At 29.4% G+C, this 18,093-nt stretch carries 18 protein-coding genes; all 18 read right to left on the bottom strand.

All coding sequences use genetic code 4. The features are described from left to right. Positions 1-5 precede the first annotated feature (5 nt). On the bottom strand, positions 6-1,574 hold the full coding sequence (atpA, locus tag EI91_RS02955) for a F0F1 ATP synthase subunit alpha (RefSeq protein ID WP_036452920.1): 1,569 nt from the start codon (positions 1,572-1,574) through the stop codon (positions 6-8). Beyond that, positions 1,575-2,126: an ATP synthase F1 subunit delta gene (gene atpH / locus EI91_RS02950; protein ID WP_036452918.1), complete on the bottom strand. Its 552-nt coding sequence runs from the start codon at positions 2,124-2,126 to the stop codon at positions 1,575-1,577. It lies immediately after the preceding gene. A 2-nt stretch (positions 2,127-2,128) separates the two neighbouring features. After that, positions 2,129-2,686 carry a F0F1 ATP synthase subunit B gene (gene atpF / locus EI91_RS02945; RefSeq protein ID WP_051789184.1) on the bottom strand — a complete coding sequence of 186 codons (558 nt, stop codon included), beginning with the start codon at positions 2,684-2,686 and terminating at the stop codon, positions 2,129-2,131. 5 nt (positions 2,687-2,691) lie between these two features. Further along, entirely contained in the window at positions 2,692-3,042 is a 351-nt protein-coding gene (gene atpE / locus EI91_RS02940) for an ATP synthase F0 subunit C (RefSeq protein ID WP_036452916.1), read from the bottom strand. A gap of 10 nt (positions 3,043-3,052) precedes the next feature. After that, positions 3,053-3,832 carry a F0F1 ATP synthase subunit A gene (locus tag EI91_RS02935; RefSeq protein ID WP_036452914.1) on the bottom strand — a complete coding sequence of 260 codons (780 nt, stop codon included), beginning with the start codon at positions 3,830-3,832 and terminating at the stop codon, positions 3,053-3,055. A gap of 588 nt (positions 3,833-4,420) precedes the next feature. Next, complete coding sequence (locus tag EI91_RS02925; protein ID WP_051789183.1) at positions 4,421-5,356, bottom strand: PTS sugar transporter subunit IIAB; 936 nt, start codon at positions 5,354-5,356, stop codon at positions 4,421-4,423. Between the two features lie 309 nt (positions 5,357-5,665). Further along, the gene (gene ftsZ / locus EI91_RS02920; RefSeq protein WP_156954238.1) at positions 5,666-7,090 is read right to left on the bottom strand and encodes a cell division protein FtsZ; all 1,425 of its coding nucleotides are present in this window, start codon (positions 7,088-7,090) and stop codon (positions 5,666-5,668) included. A gap of 1 nt (position 7,091) precedes the next feature. Further along, complete coding sequence (locus tag EI91_RS02915) at positions 7,092-8,315, bottom strand: MAG3720 family protein (protein WP_036452910.1); 1,224 nt, start codon at positions 8,313-8,315, stop codon at positions 7,092-7,094. A gap of 7 nt (positions 8,316-8,322) precedes the next feature. Continuing rightward, a complete protein-coding gene (gene rsmH, locus EI91_RS02910; protein ID WP_036452908.1) occupies positions 8,323-9,231 on the bottom strand; it encodes a 16S rRNA (cytosine(1402)-N(4))-methyltransferase RsmH in 909 nt (302 codons plus the stop codon). Then, positions 9,224-9,652, bottom strand: a complete 429-nt coding sequence (locus EI91_RS02905) for a division/cell wall cluster transcriptional repressor MraZ (protein WP_036452906.1) — start codon at positions 9,650-9,652, stop codon at positions 9,224-9,226. Before EI91_RS02905 ends, rsmH begins: the two co-directional genes overlap by 8 nt. 140 nt (positions 9,653-9,792) lie before the next feature. Further along, positions 9,793-10,497, bottom strand: coding sequence for a potassium channel family protein (locus EI91_RS02900; RefSeq protein WP_036452905.1), 705 nt, complete (start codon positions 10,495-10,497; stop codon positions 9,793-9,795). 8 nt (positions 10,498-10,505) lie between these two features. Beyond that, positions 10,506-12,155: a TrkH family potassium uptake protein gene (locus EI91_RS02895; RefSeq protein ID WP_156954237.1), complete on the bottom strand. Its 1,650-nt coding sequence runs from the start codon at positions 12,153-12,155 to the stop codon at positions 10,506-10,508. 53 nt (positions 12,156-12,208) lie between these two features. Continuing rightward, positions 12,209-12,520, bottom strand: coding sequence for a YneF family protein (locus EI91_RS02890; protein ID WP_425411719.1), 312 nt, complete (start codon positions 12,518-12,520; stop codon positions 12,209-12,211). A 165-nt stretch (positions 12,521-12,685) separates the two neighbouring features. Beyond that, the gene (locus EI91_RS02885) at positions 12,686-13,765 is read right to left on the bottom strand and encodes a M42 family metallopeptidase (protein WP_036452904.1); all 1,080 of its coding nucleotides are present in this window, start codon (positions 13,763-13,765) and stop codon (positions 12,686-12,688) included. A 44-nt stretch (positions 13,766-13,809) separates the two neighbouring features. After that, on the bottom strand, positions 13,810-14,289 hold the full coding sequence (greA, locus tag EI91_RS02880; RefSeq protein WP_036452902.1) for a transcription elongation factor GreA: 480 nt from the start codon (positions 14,287-14,289) through the stop codon (positions 13,810-13,812). 49 nt (positions 14,290-14,338) lie between these two features. Next, on the bottom strand, positions 14,339-15,037 hold the full coding sequence (locus tag EI91_RS02875; RefSeq protein WP_051789182.1) for a BC85_0335 family putative methyltransferase: 699 nt from the start codon (positions 15,035-15,037) through the stop codon (positions 14,339-14,341). After that, positions 15,037-15,474 (bottom strand): Holliday junction resolvase RuvX, encoded by a 438-nt coding sequence (gene ruvX / locus EI91_RS02870; protein WP_036452901.1) that lies wholly within the window; start codon positions 15,472-15,474, stop codon positions 15,037-15,039. The genes EI91_RS02875 and ruvX overlap by 1 nt, the downstream gene beginning before the upstream one ends. Continuing rightward, on the bottom strand, positions 15,467-18,088 hold the full coding sequence (gene alaS, locus EI91_RS02865) for an alanine--tRNA ligase (protein ID WP_036452899.1): 2,622 nt from the start codon (positions 18,086-18,088) through the stop codon (positions 15,467-15,469). The genes ruvX and alaS overlap by 8 nt, the downstream gene beginning before the upstream one ends. Positions 18,089-18,093: the final 5 nt, after the last annotated feature.

Raw genomic sequence — 18,093 nt, 5'->3', positions numbered from 1 at the left:
AATAACTATGCTTCTTGATATTTGCTTGGAAATGGTTTATGCATTCTGCTGTCATAATTTGGAATAGTTGCAATAATTGATTTTACAATACGTACAAGTGCACTTTCGATTTTAGCGTAATTTTCATCACTAATTACACCTTCACTAGAAATTAAAGCGTATTCTTCTTGTCCATCATGAGCAATTCAAGCAAGAACTGCATCACGATATTCACGAATGTTTTCAACTGGAAGAGGGTTAATAATTCTTTCCTTAATACCAACAAGTAGAATGCTTTGTGCAGCTTGTGAAATTGGGAAATATTGTTCTTGTTTTAATAATTCATACACTTTAGCACCGTGTTGTAAAATGCTTTTAGTTGAATCGTCTAAATCAGAACCAAATTGTGCAAAAGCAAGCATTTCATTATATTGAGCTAATTCCAGTTTTAATGACCCAACTACTTTTTTCATTGCTTTAGTTTGTGCGGCTGAACCAACACGTGAAACACTAAAACCAATATCAACTGCAGGTCTTTGACCTGAATTAAATAAAGCTTCTTTGGTAAAAATTTGACCATCTGTAATTGAAATAACATTAGTAGGAATATAAGCTGAAATATCACCTTGTTGAGTTTCGATAATCGGTAAAGCAGTAATACTTCCACCACCAAAATTTTTATTTAAGCGTGCTGCACGTTCAAGTAATTGTGAGTGTAAGTAGAATACATCTCCTGGGTAAGCTTCACGTCCTGGTGGTCTTCTTAATAAAAGACTAAGTGTTCTATATGCAATAGCATGTTTAGATAAATCATCATACACAATAAGAACATCTTGTCCTTGAGACATTCATTCTTCTGCAATTGTTACACCTGTATATGGTGCAATGTATTGTTGTGGAGCAAGCTCACTAGCACCTGCTACAACAACAGTTGTATATTCTAAAGCTTCTACATCAGAAAGTTTTTGCACAATCTGAGCAACAGTAGAATTTTTTTGTCCAATTGCAACATAAACACATTTAACATTTTTACCTTTTTGGTTGATAATTGTGTCAATTGCAATCGCTGTTTTACCAGTTTGACGGTCTCCAATAATAAGTTCACGTTGACCTTTACCAATTGGAATCATTGTGTCAACAGCAATAATACCTGTTTCAAGAGGTTGATTAACCTCTTGACGTGACATAACTCCTGACGCAACTTTAAAGATTTCACTTCTTTTATTAGTTGTAATTGGACCTTTACCATCAATCGGATTTCCTAATGCATCAACTACACGACCAAGAAGTTCGTTTCCAACATTTACTGAAATAACTTGTCCTGTTCTTTTAACAGTATCACCTTCAGAAACTGAATTAGCATCACCAAAAAGAGCAACACCGACTGTTTCTTCTTCAAGGTTTAAAGCAAGTCCATAAACACCGTTTGTGAATTCAACAATTTCAGAGTTTTTAACTTTTTGTAAACCTGAAACAACTGCAATACCATCACCGATAGAAATAACTTGTCCAATTTCACTTAAATCAGCAGTATTACCGACATTTTTAATACGATCTTTAATAATTGCTGAAATATCATCTAATCTAATTGCCATCTACACTCCTTTCTGTTTCTTTGTTAAAATAATATTTTTTATAGTCTCTAAATCATGTTTGTAGTTCATTTCTAAAATTTCAGTTTGAGATTCAATACGAATACCACTAATTAAAGAAGGATCTACCACACTTTTAATCTCAATTGTTCTGCGTGTAACTTTTTGAATTTTTAATCTTATTTTTTCTAGTTGTTCTTCTGTTAAAGGAAATGCAGAAACAACACGAACAAAACGAATTCTAAGTTCTTTATTTGATAATTTTAAGTATTCGATAAGAATTTTAACAACAAAAGGCATCATTCTTCTTTGCATTATTACCTTAACTGTATTAATTAAAATTCAGTGAAAATCTTTTAATACTAATTCAATTGTTTCTAATCTTTCTTTTTCAGAAATTAAATCATTTTTTAGATATTCAATAAGCTCAGGATGAGTTTTAAAAATCTCTAAAAGATTTTCGAATTGCTCATGTAAATCAGAAAGCATTTTTTCTTCTTTTACTAAGTCAAAAATAGCAACAGAATAAGCAGCTACATTACGTTTTTTATACATAATTAAAGTTCTTCCACAGTCTTATCAGAGTTTAGAAAACGATCAATAATATCGTTTTGAGTTTCTGCTGAAATTTCTTTTTGGAGAATTTTATCAGCTAGTGCAGTAGCAACTGACACAACGTATTTTTTAGAATTTTCTTCAAATTCACGTTTTTGATTTTCAATATCAACTTGAGTTTCATCAAGTAAACGTTTTGATTGTGCTTTTGCTTTTTGAGTATAGAGATTTGAAACTTTTTCAGCTCGAATTTGAGCTTTTGTAACAATTATGTCAGCTTGCTTACGAGCATTAATTAAGTTTAAATTTGCTTCTTCAAGCTTTTCACTAGATTCTTGTTTTTGCTTAACAGAATCGTCAATATTTTGTTGAATAAAATTTTGACGTTCTTTTACTTTTGATTTTACTTTTTTATAAACTAATTTATAAAGTACTAGGAATACTATTGTAAAAGCAATAATAGTCGCTAGCATAATTGGTCAACTTGGAAATAGTTGCTCAAATTTATCTGAAACTTGTGGTCTATCTTCAAGTAAATTAGTTAATTTTGTAATATTCATTTTAATTATCCAACGAATTTAACTAGTAAAGCAATAACGAAAGCATAAATAGCAGCAGTTTCAGCGATACCGGCACCGATAATTAACATAAGACGAATTTTACTTTCTGCTTCAGGGTTTCTACCAACAGCTTCAACAGCTTTACCTGCAGCATACCCTTGTCCAATACCTGTACCGATAACTCCGACAGCAGCAAGTCCAGCACCAATACCTGCTCCAAGAGAAACAAGTCCATGGTCTGGAGCAACTCCACTATCTGCAGTTTTTTGAACAGCTTCTGCTGTAGTTTGAGTAGCAACACTAACTGCTTCTGAGTTAGCTGCAGCTTCAAATAATTTTGTCATACTTTCAATCATAATTTACCTCCTAATAAATAGTTTCAAGTTGTTTTTTTAAACCTTTAATTCTTTTTTGTTTTCCGTAGTGTTTCTTTTTCTTTTTTGATTTTTCTTCTTCACTACCTGTTTCAACATATCAGTAAACAATAGTAAGCAATGAAAATACATATGCTTGCAATGTTGAACCAAAAATATCAAAATAAAAGTGAAGAACGGGAGTGATAATCGGTCCTAATAAAACCCATCCTGATGCACCGTGTGCATTAGGTAATGGTGTTCCAAGATTAGCAAAAATTGAGTAAATAATAAAAATAACTACAGAACCACCAATTACGTTTCCATAAATACGGAAACCTAAAGAAATTAATGGTGGTATTTTACCAATAACCTCAAGTGGATTTCAAAATTTTTTAATATAACCAATTTTTTGATATATAAGACCAGAAGCTAAAATTCCTAATCAACTAGCAAGTGCAAGTGTTAAAGGAATTGAGTAAGAAGTAACAATTGGTTCAAGACCTAAAATTGAAACTCCATTACCAACTAACAAGAATGTTCCAAGAGTTAAAATATAAACTCTTGCTTTTTGTAGTTTTTGCTCACCGACAGCTTCATCAAATTGACGGTCTACCATACCAACATAGGCTTCAGCTATATAAGCTACACCAGTTGGAGCAGTATCAGCTTTAACTTTGTCAACCTTGAAAAAAACAACAATTGACATAATGGTAATAATTAATACCGTTACAATTAAGGAAAGAAGTTGTGGTTGAGCTCAATTTGAAAAGCCTTCAATTATTTTATTCACTTCGCTCCTTTCTTGCTTTTTGTCTTGATTCGTTCAATAACATTAAGCGTAATAATAACAATAAAGTTTAACGATAAACCAAATAATAACGTAAAAAGATTGATTGGTTTGTTAACTTTAGTAAATAGGTTAGTTTCTTCATTTAAAACGTTAGTTGCAAAACTAAAATTAATTTCTCAACTAAAATATAAAACTAAACTAAGAAAAACAAAAACAATTAATGATTTAAATAAAAAAAAGAGATAGCCATAAGTTTTTTTTGTTTTACGTAAAACTCAACTTGCTATAACTAAATTTATTTTTCAAAATAGATAACTTAACAGTCCACCTATAGCATAACCAAGGAATAAACCTGAATGAATACTAAACAAACACAAAAATAAAATTATGAAAAAACTGTAAAAACTTCAAAATGTTAATTCATAAAATTTTGTGTATTTTTTTAGCGTCATTTAGCTCCTTAATAATTGCTAAATTTATTTTATACCTTTTTAAATTTATATAAAAAATATTTATATAAAAATTACTATTTTTTAGTTAAAAAAGAATTTTAAAATAAAAAAAGACAACTTTACGTTGCTTTTTTTATTAATTTAATTTAAATAACTTTTCTCCAGCAATTGCCTGAGTAGATGTATCTGAAAGTATTTGGAATTTAGAATCTGAAGTTGTTGAAATAATAAAGTTATTATCAACATTTTCTTCTTTAAATTTCTCAACATTTACAGTCATTAAAACTTGTCCACGACTAACTGAATCGTTTAATCCAAAGTGAGCATCAATTCCAATTCCGTCAAGTTTTGCACTATCTTTTCCAATAACCATAACTGTTTCAACACCATTAGCAGATGTAAAAATTAATTGTGTTTTGTTAGCAGGCATCATAGAAATTTTTCCTGAATATGGTGCAATTACATCCATTTTTGAAGCGTTTAAATCGAATTGAATTGCTAAACCATTACCAACTAATTTTTCTGAAAACACTCCATCATTTAATGATTCAAGTGAAACAACTTTTCCGCTTACTGGTGCTAAAAATTCTGTATCATCTTCTGTCGATACTTGATCGCAACTTGCTTGACAGCATTCTTTTTGAGATTCATCACAACATGAATTATCTTTTGCATCACATTTTGTTTCACATACAGAATTACAGCTATCATTTTTAACTTCTGATGTTTCAGAGTAGCATTGTGATACAGAAGCACAAGCTAATTCTTCTTTTAATTGTGGAGCATATTTTTTTACTAATTGGTTAAGTTCTTGAACATCACCACCAAAGCATACTTGAACGTGTTTTTCACGATCGAAAACTTTGATTTTATTAGCTCCTAATTTTTCAAGAGTAGCTTTATCTAACTTATTAACATCCTTTAAATCGTATCTTAATTCAGACACACTGTTATTCATCGCTAAAATGTTATCAACACCACCAAAAGCTTCAACAACTTCATTAATTTCTTGTGGTACTTGATTTGCTTGACAATTATTTGCCATTTCTTTACATTTTGCAAGTAATTTCATTTTCTCTCCTTAATTGAAAAAAGCTTATTTTTATCTTAAATTTAAACACTAAAAAACGCTTATTTTGATAAAAAAATATTTTTTACTTTTTTTAAAAAAACTAATTTGAAATATAACTTCTAATTAATAAAAATAATAACATATTTATTTAAGTATTTTTTTAAAAACAATATTTTTTAAACATTTTATAAAAATAATAAAAAGCAACCAAATTGGTTGCTTTCTTTAATAAATAAACACGTTTCGTGACTAGCACCGACTCTGCTAATCTGACGAAAAACTCTTTAATACTTTTTCTAAGACATCAAATTATCAAGGAGTATTTTCATCATCTTCAACATCATCTTCTGGTTCTAATTCGTAAAAACGAGAGTAATTTCCGTTTTCATTAATATCAAAGATTGAGCTAATTTCAATTGTAGAAATATGATTTTTCTTACGTTCTGAAAGTTCAGCTTCAGTTTCTGATTCTTTGTTTGAAGCGAATCTATCAGTAAACTCTTTTGATTCTAGATTTCTGGTTTGTGCTTGTGGTTTTTCTTCAACTTCCGGTTGTTCCACAGTTACATTTTCAACGGTTTGCTCATCTAGTCTCTGAAAGTTACTGACTGATTCGCTATCTTGCAAATCCTCAGGATTTAAAGTAACCTCTTTAGTAATAACATCTTGATCTAAAACTAAATCAGCTGGACCAGTAGTGTTATAAACTTCTGATTTTGAATTTATATCGGCACCACCTGCGATAATTGAAATTTTGAAAATTTCTGAATTATCTTTAGTTTGCACCATTTCTTGTCCGATGATGCATTCGTAATCATCATCGTCTTGATTTTCACCAAGGAGTTCGTGTACTCTGTTAATTGCTGCTTGAATTTCATTAATAGTTGATTTTGAATCATGTTGAATATTAACAAGAATTCTTTTAGCAGTTTTAATATTATTTTCGTATAAGTTTTGTTCAAATGCTTTATCAACAGCTTTCACGGCACGGTCTTTTCCTGTTGCTTGTCCAATACCCACTACAGTAAGTCCAGCATTAGTTAAAATTTTTCTTACGTCAGCGTAATCAATATTAATTGATCCGATACGATAAAGAATGTCGTGAATTGATAAAATAATGTTTTTTAATGAGATATTTGAAAGTTTAAATGTATCTTCAACTGGTAAGTCACCAAAACTTTTTGCAAGTTTATCATTTGATAAGATAATGTATGAATCAACATTTTTCTTAAGTTCTTCAATTCCTTGTTTTGCGATTTTTCTACGTTTTGTACCTTCATAAGTAAACGGAGTTGTAACAATACCAATAGTAAGAGCACCATTGCCTTTAGCGATTTCAGCAACAATTGGTGCAGCACCAGTACCAGTTCCTCCACCAAATCCAGCGGCGATGACCACCACATCAGCACCTTTTAAGAATTCTTGGATTTTGTCAGCACTTTCTCTAGCTGCTCTAGCTCCAACTTCTGGATCACTTCCAGCACCTAGCCCACGTCCTTCTTTTCCTAAAGGAATTTTTTTAGAACAATCATTTGTTGCAAGTGCTTGTGCATCTGTATTAGCAATAATGAATTCAACATTTGTGAAACGATCTTGAAGCATCATTTTGATAGCATTGTTTCCACCGCCACCAACACCGATAACTTTAAGGACGATTTTCGCAGTATTTTTATCAAAAATAGCTTCTTGTTCGCTTTCTTTATTTATAATTTTTTCGCCGAATAATTCGTTCATTTTAAACTCCTTTAATTAATAGTTCTTTAATTTTACTTCAAAAACTAGTTTTGGAATATTTTTGCAAGTAAACTTGACTAGTTTGTGTTTGTGCTTGCTCGTTGGTATTTTTATTTTCTAAAAGTGTTAACATTTGTTCAATTATTGTGTCGTTTAAAGTTAATAAATTAAAGCTATTTTGTGAATTTGATAAAACAATAAGTTCAAAATCTAATTCATCCTTAAAATATGCTGCTAAATATTGCACCAATCAAGCTAATTCACCACTAAAAGCTACTCTTGATACAATTTTACCACCATTTTTTTCAGTCAAATCAGCAATTCTGAGTTTTATTGTACTTAAAAGTCACTCAGCAAATTTATTCAAAGCTGCTTCAAACGGTTGTAAGTTAACATCTTCATCTGTGTTTTGAAATTTTAATAAATAGTTAAATCTCGAATTAATTTCATCACGTCTTAAATTTGTAATAGACTTGACTTTGTTAACAAAATCTAAAGTACCCACATTAGATTTATAATAGTCAACAATTTTTCCGTATAGTACATTATTAAGTGTAATTGCTTCTAGTCCAAGATCTACTAATAACGTAGTTTTCTTGTATTCACTTAATGCATTGGCTTGCACTTGTGATTTTAAAAAATAATTGGTTATGTTATTTTCTAAATTAAATTGTTTTAAAAATGACTGCAATTTCGCCAAAACTACTTCATTTTTAGAAAATTGAAAAACAGTAGAATGTTGCTGTAAAACATTAAATGGTTTATCAAAAGGAAAATTTTTATAAACCTTAATCATTTCATTAGTATCTGATTTTTTTTCATTGATTGTATACATATAGTTGTAGTGCAAGTATTGCATACTATCATTGTTTAAAAAATCTTTTTGCATTCGCTCTGCTAAAATTTTTTGAATTTGTTTAGATTCCAGAAGTTTAGGCATAACTTCCGTACTTGTTAATTGTGTAATTGTTTTAGTAACTGTTAAATTTTCAAGTAGCGAATCTTCTATTATTACGTTTGTAATAATGTTAGAGTTTTCAGGTAATTTGTTTAAAAATTTGGAAAGTTTGCTAAAGTTCATAATTTTAGCTTTTTCTGAACCGGAATTTCATTTAAAGCTAAAAGAAATACCACCATTATAATAATTGTTTTGTTCTGCCTTAATTAAAACAACTCTTACTAGATTAGTATTAACTAAACGAATATTTAATAAATACTTTAGCATAATACTCCTAAACTAATTTTTTAATTACCCTTAATTTTGCACTCCGTGATCTGCGATTTTCTTCTAATTCTTGTTTAGAAGGTTTAATTTGTTTAATTTGATATTTTCTTTCCTCCATAATAGGCATTTTTGAAGGAATTTTATTATCAATTTGTTCTTTAAAGAAAGTTTTAACAATACGATCTTCAATAGAATGAAAAGTTATAATTGCTAGCACACCATTTTTATTAAGTAAAGATAGTGCATCATCTAGCATAACTTCAAGTGAAGCAAGTTCATTATTGACTTCAATGCGTAAGGCTTGAAAAACAGCTTTAGCAGGATTTTTCGCTTTTAATAGAGCTGCTGGATAAACACGCTTAATGACATCAACAAGTTCCATAGTAGTAGAAATTGGGCGATTTACTATAATAGCTTTCGCAACTTTATAATTAAGCTTAACATCAGCGTTTTTTCATAGCAAATCACTCAACTGTGTTTCACTATATTCATTAACTACTTTATAAGCAGTTAATTCTTGTGTGCGATCCATTCGCATATCTAAATAAGCATCTTTATTGTAGCTAAAACCTCGATCTGCTTGATCGACTTGAGGTGAAGAGATTCCTAAATCAGCAATAATACCATCTACTTGGTAAATTCCCAGTTCATTTAATTTTGATTTTATATCCTTGAAATCACTTTTAATTAAATGATAATTAGGGCTGATGCTTTTTAAAAGAATGTCCGATTTTTCTAATGCGTAATCATCCTTATCAAAAGCATACAATTTACCATTTTTTAGTTTAGATAAAATTGCTGCAGAATGTCCACCCATACCTAGTGTTAAATCAACATATATCCCATCCGGATTTATGTTTAATGATTCAACTGTTTCTGTTAATAATACAGAATAATGTAATTTCGAATTATCCATTATTCGAAAGCTCCTGTGCAATATCAATAAGATCTTCTGACGTAAACTGATTTTCGAATTCTTCAAAGCGTTCTTTAGCTCAAAGTTCGATAATTGAACCAGCTCCGACAAAAATTACTTCTTTATTTATGGATAGTTTTTCTTTAAGATTTTTTGGTAAGTTAATCCGATTTTGGTTATCTAGCGTCACTTCAACAGCGTTACCCATTATAAGACGGGAAAGAATTCTAACCTTCTTATCGAAATAACTCTTGTCTTCTAGCATAGAAACATATTTACGGAAATTTTCGACAGATCTAAGTTCTGCATTTCCATCAAATCCGACGGTAATGAAAAATCTGTCTCCCAACATTTCTTTAAATGCTGGTGGAAGAACAACCCTAGATTTATCATCTAGGTTTCTTACATGTTGTCCAAACATACCACTTCCTCCCACTATCCACCAATATTTTACAAAAAAACAGAAATAAAATGATATAAAAAAAGAAAAAATATGATCAAAATAATAAATGTGTTATTTTTTTTCATATTTTTTCATATTTATTGAATAATTGTTTTATTTTACTCTTCTATAACGATTTCATCAGTCTCTTCATTAATTTCGTTAAATCATTCTAAAGCAGATGTTACATCAGCAACATTTCCAAAAATAGTTAAGTTATCTTCTAGTTTTAAAACTCCATTAGCTGAAGCCATATGAGGTACATTATCACGTTTAATTAAAACAACGTTAATTCCTCTTTCATTTAATTTTAAATCCCGAATAGGTTTATCTACTAAATGTATGTTTTTTAATGTGGTAGTTCCAATAACAAAGTTAGGTTCAAGTTCATATAATTTTTCAGAAAAGTCAATAAAGTTTTTGTTAGCAGCAATTAAGGCTGCTCTTGTTCCTGATTCGTATTCTGGTCTAATGATAACGTTTACACCAATTTGTTTTAAAACACGAGCGTGACGTTCTGTTTTGGCTCTTGCGATAATATTTTTAACATTTAGCTCTAATAAAGCAGCAACAATTTCGATATTATCTGAAACAGCAACTACTACAGTTTCCATTTGATCAAGACGAATCGCTTTTAAAGCTTTCATATCAGCTGCATCAGCAATAACAACTTTTTGAACTTCGTCTGCATAATTACGAACATCATCTTCACTCTTATCGATAACTAAAATATTTTTTTCTAGTTTAATTAATTGTTCAATTACTGCAGAACCAAAGCGTCCTGTCCCAATAACTGCTATATCATTTTTGTATTTAACTTTCATTTTTTCTCCTAACCGATTGCAATGTCAGCATCAACATATTCAAAGCGATCGTGTTTATTTTTCTTTCTTTTTCAAACTAACAATGTTGATGAAATTCCAAATTGTCCAATGAACATAACAATAATAATAGCTATTTTTGAAACGCTATTTAAACTTGAAGTAATTCCACTTGATAATCCAGTTGTTCCAAAAGCACTAGAAACTTCAAAAAGAATGTCAACTGAAGTGAATTGACTTAGATTTTCAATTTCAGTTTTAATATCACTGTTATTTACAACATCTCCAAATTGCTGAGTTTCATTAATTTTTGAATACTGAGCTAATTTAGGATCAAAATTAACCAATGAAGTTGAACAAATAATTGTAGCTGTTAATAATATAATAAGAGCTATTCCAATTATACGAGCTGACATATCAACAGTTTCTTTTACAATTGCTCTGCGGAACATTCTAACTCTTGGACGACCTGATAGCATCCCTACAATAGACATTAAGAAAACTCCGAAAGTTGTAGTTCTAATTCCACCACCAGTACTTGCGGGTGCAGCTCCTATAATCATCATAACAACATAAATAATTTTGCTAGAAGGAGTAAAATCATCCATATTAGCAGTAGCAAATCCAGCACTACGAGTTGAAAGGGAAGTAAAGAAAATTGCAAAGGTCTTATCAAATCAACTTCCGTAATATTGTCCATCACCTTTGTTTCATAAAGTATTTGGATCTTGGCTAAATCTTTCAAAAAGAAAGCTACCACCAAAACCAACAAGAAAAACTAGTAAATAAATAATTAAAGAAGCTTTAGTAAATAAAGTAAATTGATATTTTTGTTTTTTACGTAAAAATTTGTGTTTTAAATAACTTCTTAAATCATAAATTACTGGGTAACCTACACCACCAATAATGAGTAAAATAATAAAACAAATTTGAACAAAACGATCTTGATAATAAGGCATTAAAGAATTACCCGAAACAATATCAAAACCTGCATTATTAATAGCACTAATTGTGTGAAAAATACCAAAACGAATCGCTAGTCCTCAATTTCCATTTGGATCTTGTAAGAGTAAATTATGATCTTTATCATAAATAATTTCATTAGCGATTGCATTTGTAGTTTTAAAAGGTACAAAATAAAAATAAATACTCAAAATTATTGAAAAAATGACAATTGTAATTAATAAAAATTTTACAGAAGCAATAATGATACGACTAACCTTACGTTCTTCGCTTCCACCACGTTCTGTTTGGAGCAAAATCATATCTCCAATCGAAGAAGTACGCTTACGAAAAATATAGGTAATAATGAAAAATTTTAATGCAAAAACTCCAATACCACCAGCTAAAATTAATAAAGCAATAATTGCTTGTCCAAAAATATTTCAATGTTCAAAAGTATTTTTAACAACTAATCCAGTATCACTAAAAGCACTAGCTGTGGTAAAAACAGCATCTAAATAACCAATTCGTTCATTGCTGGCAACATTTTGAGTTCATGGAGAATACAGCAATAAACTTGATATTAAAATAATGATAAAGTAAATAAAAAGTAAATATTTTAAACGAGAAAAACTACTTTTTCAATATCAAAATTTATCAAAAGCTGCTTTAACTTTGCTTTTTTGAAAGTTTCTTTTGATTTTTTCTAAAACAGTCAAAATTTGTCCTTTCTGAATCTAATAAAAAAATTCATTTGCTGAATGAATTTTCATTATTTTTTATCGTCTTTGGCATTTTGCATTGAACGCATAATTTGTCTAATTTGAGTTTCGCTTGCTTTACGTCCCATTTGTTGAAACATAACACGAATCATTTTTTCAGTAACAGGTGGATTTTCTTTAATTTGTTTTTCAAACATTCTTTTAGCTACAAAAAAGGTTGCTAAAGCTGTGATTAAAACTACACCAATTACAAGAAAAATAATCATAATAGTAAATTCTAAATTAGTAAGTTTAACGAATCCCGTTTCACTTTTACCTGTTTGTTCTAATTGTTCTAATAAATTAGTTAAGCTTAAATTCATGAATTTCTCCTTAATTTTTTAAATTATATCAATTTTTAAAGTTAATTTTATTTTACAAAATCATTATTGTCTAAATTTTAGATTAAAAAATTGTTATTTTGATATTTTAATTTTAAATAAAAAACAAAAATAATAGATATATTGATAAGCAATATATCTATTTTTTTATTTATATTTTAAATTTTCTAATGCTTGTGCATTAAAAGACTTACAAAATTCTATTAATAAATCTCCTGCAGCTATTAAATCGCTTATTGAGCACACTCCAATTGGACTGTGAAGATATCTTTGTGGAAGAGAGATTGTTAAAACAGATGCACCACCTTTTGCATATTGGAGTTCATGTGCATCAGTTCCGCCTCCCATAGCTGAAAATCGATATGCAGGGATGTTGTTCTTTTGTGCTACATGTTCAAAAAACTCAATTAATTTAGGGTCCATCATTGTTCCACCATCACGATAACGAAGGGCAGCTCCTTTAAATAAAGCTGTAGTTCCTGAAATTGTTCCAATAGTATCATGACTAGAAGTAGTATCTAAAGCAATAGCCACATCAGGGTTAATGATAGAAACTGATGTTCTAGCACCGCGAGTTCCAACTTCTTCTTGAACTGTTCCAACAAGATATAAATCAATATCTAAATTTTCATTTTCTAAATTATTAGCAATATATTCTAAAACCGTAACACCTGCACGATTATCCATTGCTTTACCACCGATTAAATCAGGATTTTTAAACTCAATAGTTTCTCCAGACATATATACACGATCACCTGGCTCGACACCTGCTGCTTGTGCTTCTTCTTTATTTTTAAAACCAAAATCAGCATATAAATCATCATTAGAAACAGCTTTACCAACTTTTTCAGCTTGCATTATATGAATTGATGTATGACCAAAAACTCCTAAGTATTCTTCTTTAGTAGATGTTACTAATTTAGCCTTAGTACCAATTACCACGTTAGCTCAAATTCCACCAATTGGAGAAAGTAATAATTGACCTGTTTTATCAATTTCCCGAACGATATAACCTACTTCATCCATATGAGCTGCAATCATCACTTTTGGAGCATTTGCGTTTTTACTTGGTTTATGAAAAATTATTGATCCAAACTTATCACGTAAAATTTCATATCCTTGAATATTTTTTCTTAATTCATCAGCAACAGGTTCTTCATAACGACTCATTGCTTCAATTTCTAAATATGTAATTAATCTTTGTTTAAATTTATTTATTTTTTCCATGTTTCATCCTTATTTTTTTAAAAAAAATGTCAAACGACATTTTATTATGCTAATTTAACATCAACAATTCTAATGCTAAATTTTTTAGGTGCTTCAACTTCAACAACATCACCTGGTTTGTGTCCTAGCATAGCTACAGCAAGAGGACTTTTGTTTGAAATTTTTCCTTCAAATGGATTTGAATCGTGAGTACCCATAATGCTTACTGACATTTCTTGATTTGTTTCTAAGTTTAAAAATGTAACGTGTGCACCAATCCCAACTGAACTAGCATTTGTATTTTCAATTAAAACTGCTTGATCAATAATTTTTTCTAATTCAGCTATTCTACCTTCAACTGCTGCTTGTTTATCTCTAGCTGCATCATACTCAGCGTTTTCACTAAGGTCACCTTGTGCACGTGCTTCTTTTAAAGCTGCTTGTACTGCAGGACGTTCAACACTAATTAAGTGTTCATATTCTTTTTTATACTTATCTAAAGTTTCTTGAGAAAGATATAATTTGTTATCGTTAATATTTGACATACAACTCCTTTAAGCTGTTTAATATCTTTATTTTACTATAAAAATTTTTTTATTCTTTGACAATGAATAAAAATTTAGTTCCAAAATAACTAGCATCAAACTTTTTATTAGTTAGTTTCAATGAATTTATCAAACTATTTAAATCTTTTTTAGGATAATCTTTCATTCTAATAGCTATCATTCCTTTTGGATTTAAATTTGGATAAAACTTTTCAAATAAATCCTGAATATTCGTTTTTGAACTCCAACAAACAACAAAATCTAAAGCTTGATTTTCAAAAGGTGAAATAGCTTTATTAATTTTGTTGTCTGAATCTAATTGAGCTTGCGAATAAGTATGAAAATCAAATTCAGGTAAATAATAATAAATTTTATTTTCGGTTTTTAAGCTGATTGCTGCAAAAGTATATAAGTCCTCTGAAATGCATAAAACTTTTTGGTAATGATTTTGATAAACAGTATTAATGCAGCCTTCAATATCATAATCATTAGTTTTTGACTTAAAAACCTTTTTTAAATGAAATGGTAAAACACCCACATCATTCCGCATTGATTCGATTTTAATTAAAGCTTCTTGCATAGCTTTTGTCTGATATTTTTTGCGTGTTTTTTTAGCTCAAATAATAATGCTAATATAAACTATTAAACCTAAAAGCACAATAACGATTGCTGAAATTGTCAGTGCACTTTTTGCTGTATTAGATAAATGAACGTTTGTTTCTAATAAATTATGTGTAAAAACTTGCATTATTTAGTCCAACGCTCCTTGTAATATTCTAGGTAATCCTGCAAAATCACTTGTGCAGCTAATTTATCTTTTACTTGTTTTCTTTTTTGTCTAGTTACTTTTGCTGCAAATAAAACTTCAGTTGCTCTTTTAGTTGAATATTGTTCATTAACAAGCATAATTGGTAGTTTAAAAGCTTCGGCAAGTTTTTCTTTAAATTGTTCAACCATCAAAGTGCGTTCACTTTTTTCACCACTAATTTTTAATGGATAACCTAAAACAAAACCATCAATTTTCCCTTTATATTCAGCTAAGTATTCAGCAATACGTTTTAAAACTGCATCAAAGTCGTTTTCTGACATGTTAAAGTTTTCTAAACTTGTTGCTAAAATTTCAGATTCATCAGTTATTGCAAAACCGCAAGATTTAGTACCTAGATCTAAACCCAATTTACGCATTTAAAATTTCCACAAGTTTGTCAAGTAATTTTTCTGGAGTAGCTGAAAGTTTACCCATACTTAAAATTTGGTTACCTCCACCTTTTCCATTATAAATAGCAAAAAGTTTTTGAGCTAAAGCGTTTGAATCTGCACTTTTAGAAGCAACAACTAACATTGGGTTTTCATCATTAGAAACTAAAACAATGATTGAATCCTCGTATTTTTCTCTAAGTGTAGAAGCAACTGTTTTTAAATTTGCTTTATTAATTTGATTATTAAAGTAAACTTTTTTATCTTTAATTAGTTTAAACTCTACATTTTCATAATCAAACTCAAAATTATTAGTTGCCTGTTTGTTTAATTTTTTATTATCTTCTTTTAAACTTACTAAAGTGTCTTTTAAATATTTAATAGCAATCTCTAAGTCTTCTGGAATATTTAAATCAAATTTGTAATTAGAATCTAATTTTTCATTTTTTTCGATTGCACGGTTAACATCACCAATAAGTAAGTTCACTTCATTTTGTAAATATTCATCAACAATTAAATTAGATGAAATAGCTCTAATCCGGTATACACCTGCCGCCTTTTTCTCCACTGAAGTAATTTTAAAATTCTCTAGTTTAGCAGTGTTTGAAAGGTGAGTTCCACCACATAAATCAGCAGTAATATCTTTGAATTCAACAATACGTACAGATTTTGGATCCATATATTCAGCTTCTTCTAATGTCATGATAGCACCCATTTCTTTAGCTTGTTCAGTTGACATATTTAAATAAGAACGTGGAGCATCTTTTTTAATATAACTTCTAACAAGTGATTCAATTTCAGCTATTTGATCATCACTAGGACGCTCATCAGCTGGCATATCAAATGTTAAACGTTCTTCGTTATTATCTGATCCTAATTGTTTAATTTGTGGGCCTAAAATAGTTCTTAAAGCACAAAATAGTAAGTGTGTTCCAGAGTGATTTCTTTCAAGACCCAATCTGATTGTTTCATCAACAAAACACTCTACTAGTTGTTTTGCATTAACTTTACCTTCAACTTTATGAATGTGATTTCCAAATTTATCTTTGAAAACATCAATAATTTCAATATTATTATCACCTTGCTTGATAAATCCACGATCGTGTTTTTGTCCTCCGCTAGTTGCATAAAAAGGAGTTTCTTCTAAAACTAAATAAGAAATACCTTCAGCTTGACTAACTTCTGTTTCTGTGTTAAGTAAATGTAAAATTTTTGTTTTTGCATATGTATGTTCGTAACCGATAAATTTATCAACTTTTGATTTTAAAATTGTTAAGGAATTAATTACCTTATCCATTCCTGATAATTTTGAATTTCTAGACGCTTCTGCATGTTTATTTTTAGCTGCTTCAAATCCTTGATAATCAATTGAGATATTCTTTTGATTTAAAATTTCGCTAGTTAATTCAATAGGAAAACCATAAGTTTCAAATAATTTAAAGGCGATATCACCAGGTAAAACCTTAGTATTATCATTTAAGTAAGAATTTAAAATTTCTTTACCATTTTCAATAGTACGACCAAAACTAAGTTCCTCATCTTTAATGATTTTAGCAATTGGTTGCACATCATATTCAAATGGGAGAGAATCTTTAACGATTTGAACAAGCTTATAAAGAAATGGTTCAAAAATATTTAATTGCATTGCTTTATAAACACTTCTACGAATTAATCTTCTTAAAATGTATCCACGTCCAACATTAGAAGGTTTAGCTCCATCAGCTATTGCATTAACAACAGTTCTCATGTGATCAGCAATAACTTTAAAGCATGAATTAATTTCAGTTTGTGTTACATCTTTTGTAAAATAATTTTTAATATCATATTTAAAATCGGTGAATTTTTCAATCTCATGAATAATTGGTAAAAATAAGTCTGTATCAAAATTAGTTGGAGCATCTTGTAAAATTGAAACAATTCTTTCTAAACCTGCACCAGTATCAATATTTTTTTGTTTTAATTCTGTGTATTCACCTTCACCATTTGAATTATATGTTGAAAAAACAATATTTCAAATTTCAATATAACGATCGTTTTCAATGTCTTTTTTTAGTAATTCAATTCCACGAGCATCGTATTTTTCACCACGATCAAAGAAAATTTCGGTATTTGGACCACATGGACCGCTACCTACTTCTCAAAAATTAGTGTCTTTAGTACCTGGAATCATATGATCTTCGCTAATTCCATGAGACATTCATAATTCTTTGGTTTCTAAATCTTCAAAATAATAAGTGAAATATAAACGGTTAACATCCATTTTTAAAACTGTTGTTAAATATTCAAAAGCAAATGAAATTGCTTCTTTTTTGAAATAATCACCAATTGAAAAGTTACCCAACATTTCAAAAAACGTATGATGTCTAGCTGTAACACCGACATTTTCGATGTCATTTGTACGAATAGCTTTTTGTGAGTTAGTTAATCTACGTGCTGGTGGTATTTTTTTACCCGCAAAATAATCTTTTAATGTAGCTACACCTGAATTAATTCACAATAATGAAGGATCATTTTGTGGAACCAAGCTTTTAGTAGGTACAATCATGTGTTGCTTAGATTCAAAAAACTTTAATCAACTTTCTCTAATTTCTTTTGAATTCATAATTC

Origin of the sequence: Mycoplasma buteonis (assembly GCF_000733865.1) — a bacterium.
Taxonomy (GTDB): domain Bacteria; phylum Bacillota_I; class Bacilli_A; order Mycoplasmatales; family Metamycoplasmataceae; genus Mycoplasmopsis; species Mycoplasmopsis buteonis.
This window is presented reverse-complemented; position numbering and strand designations above follow the sequence as displayed.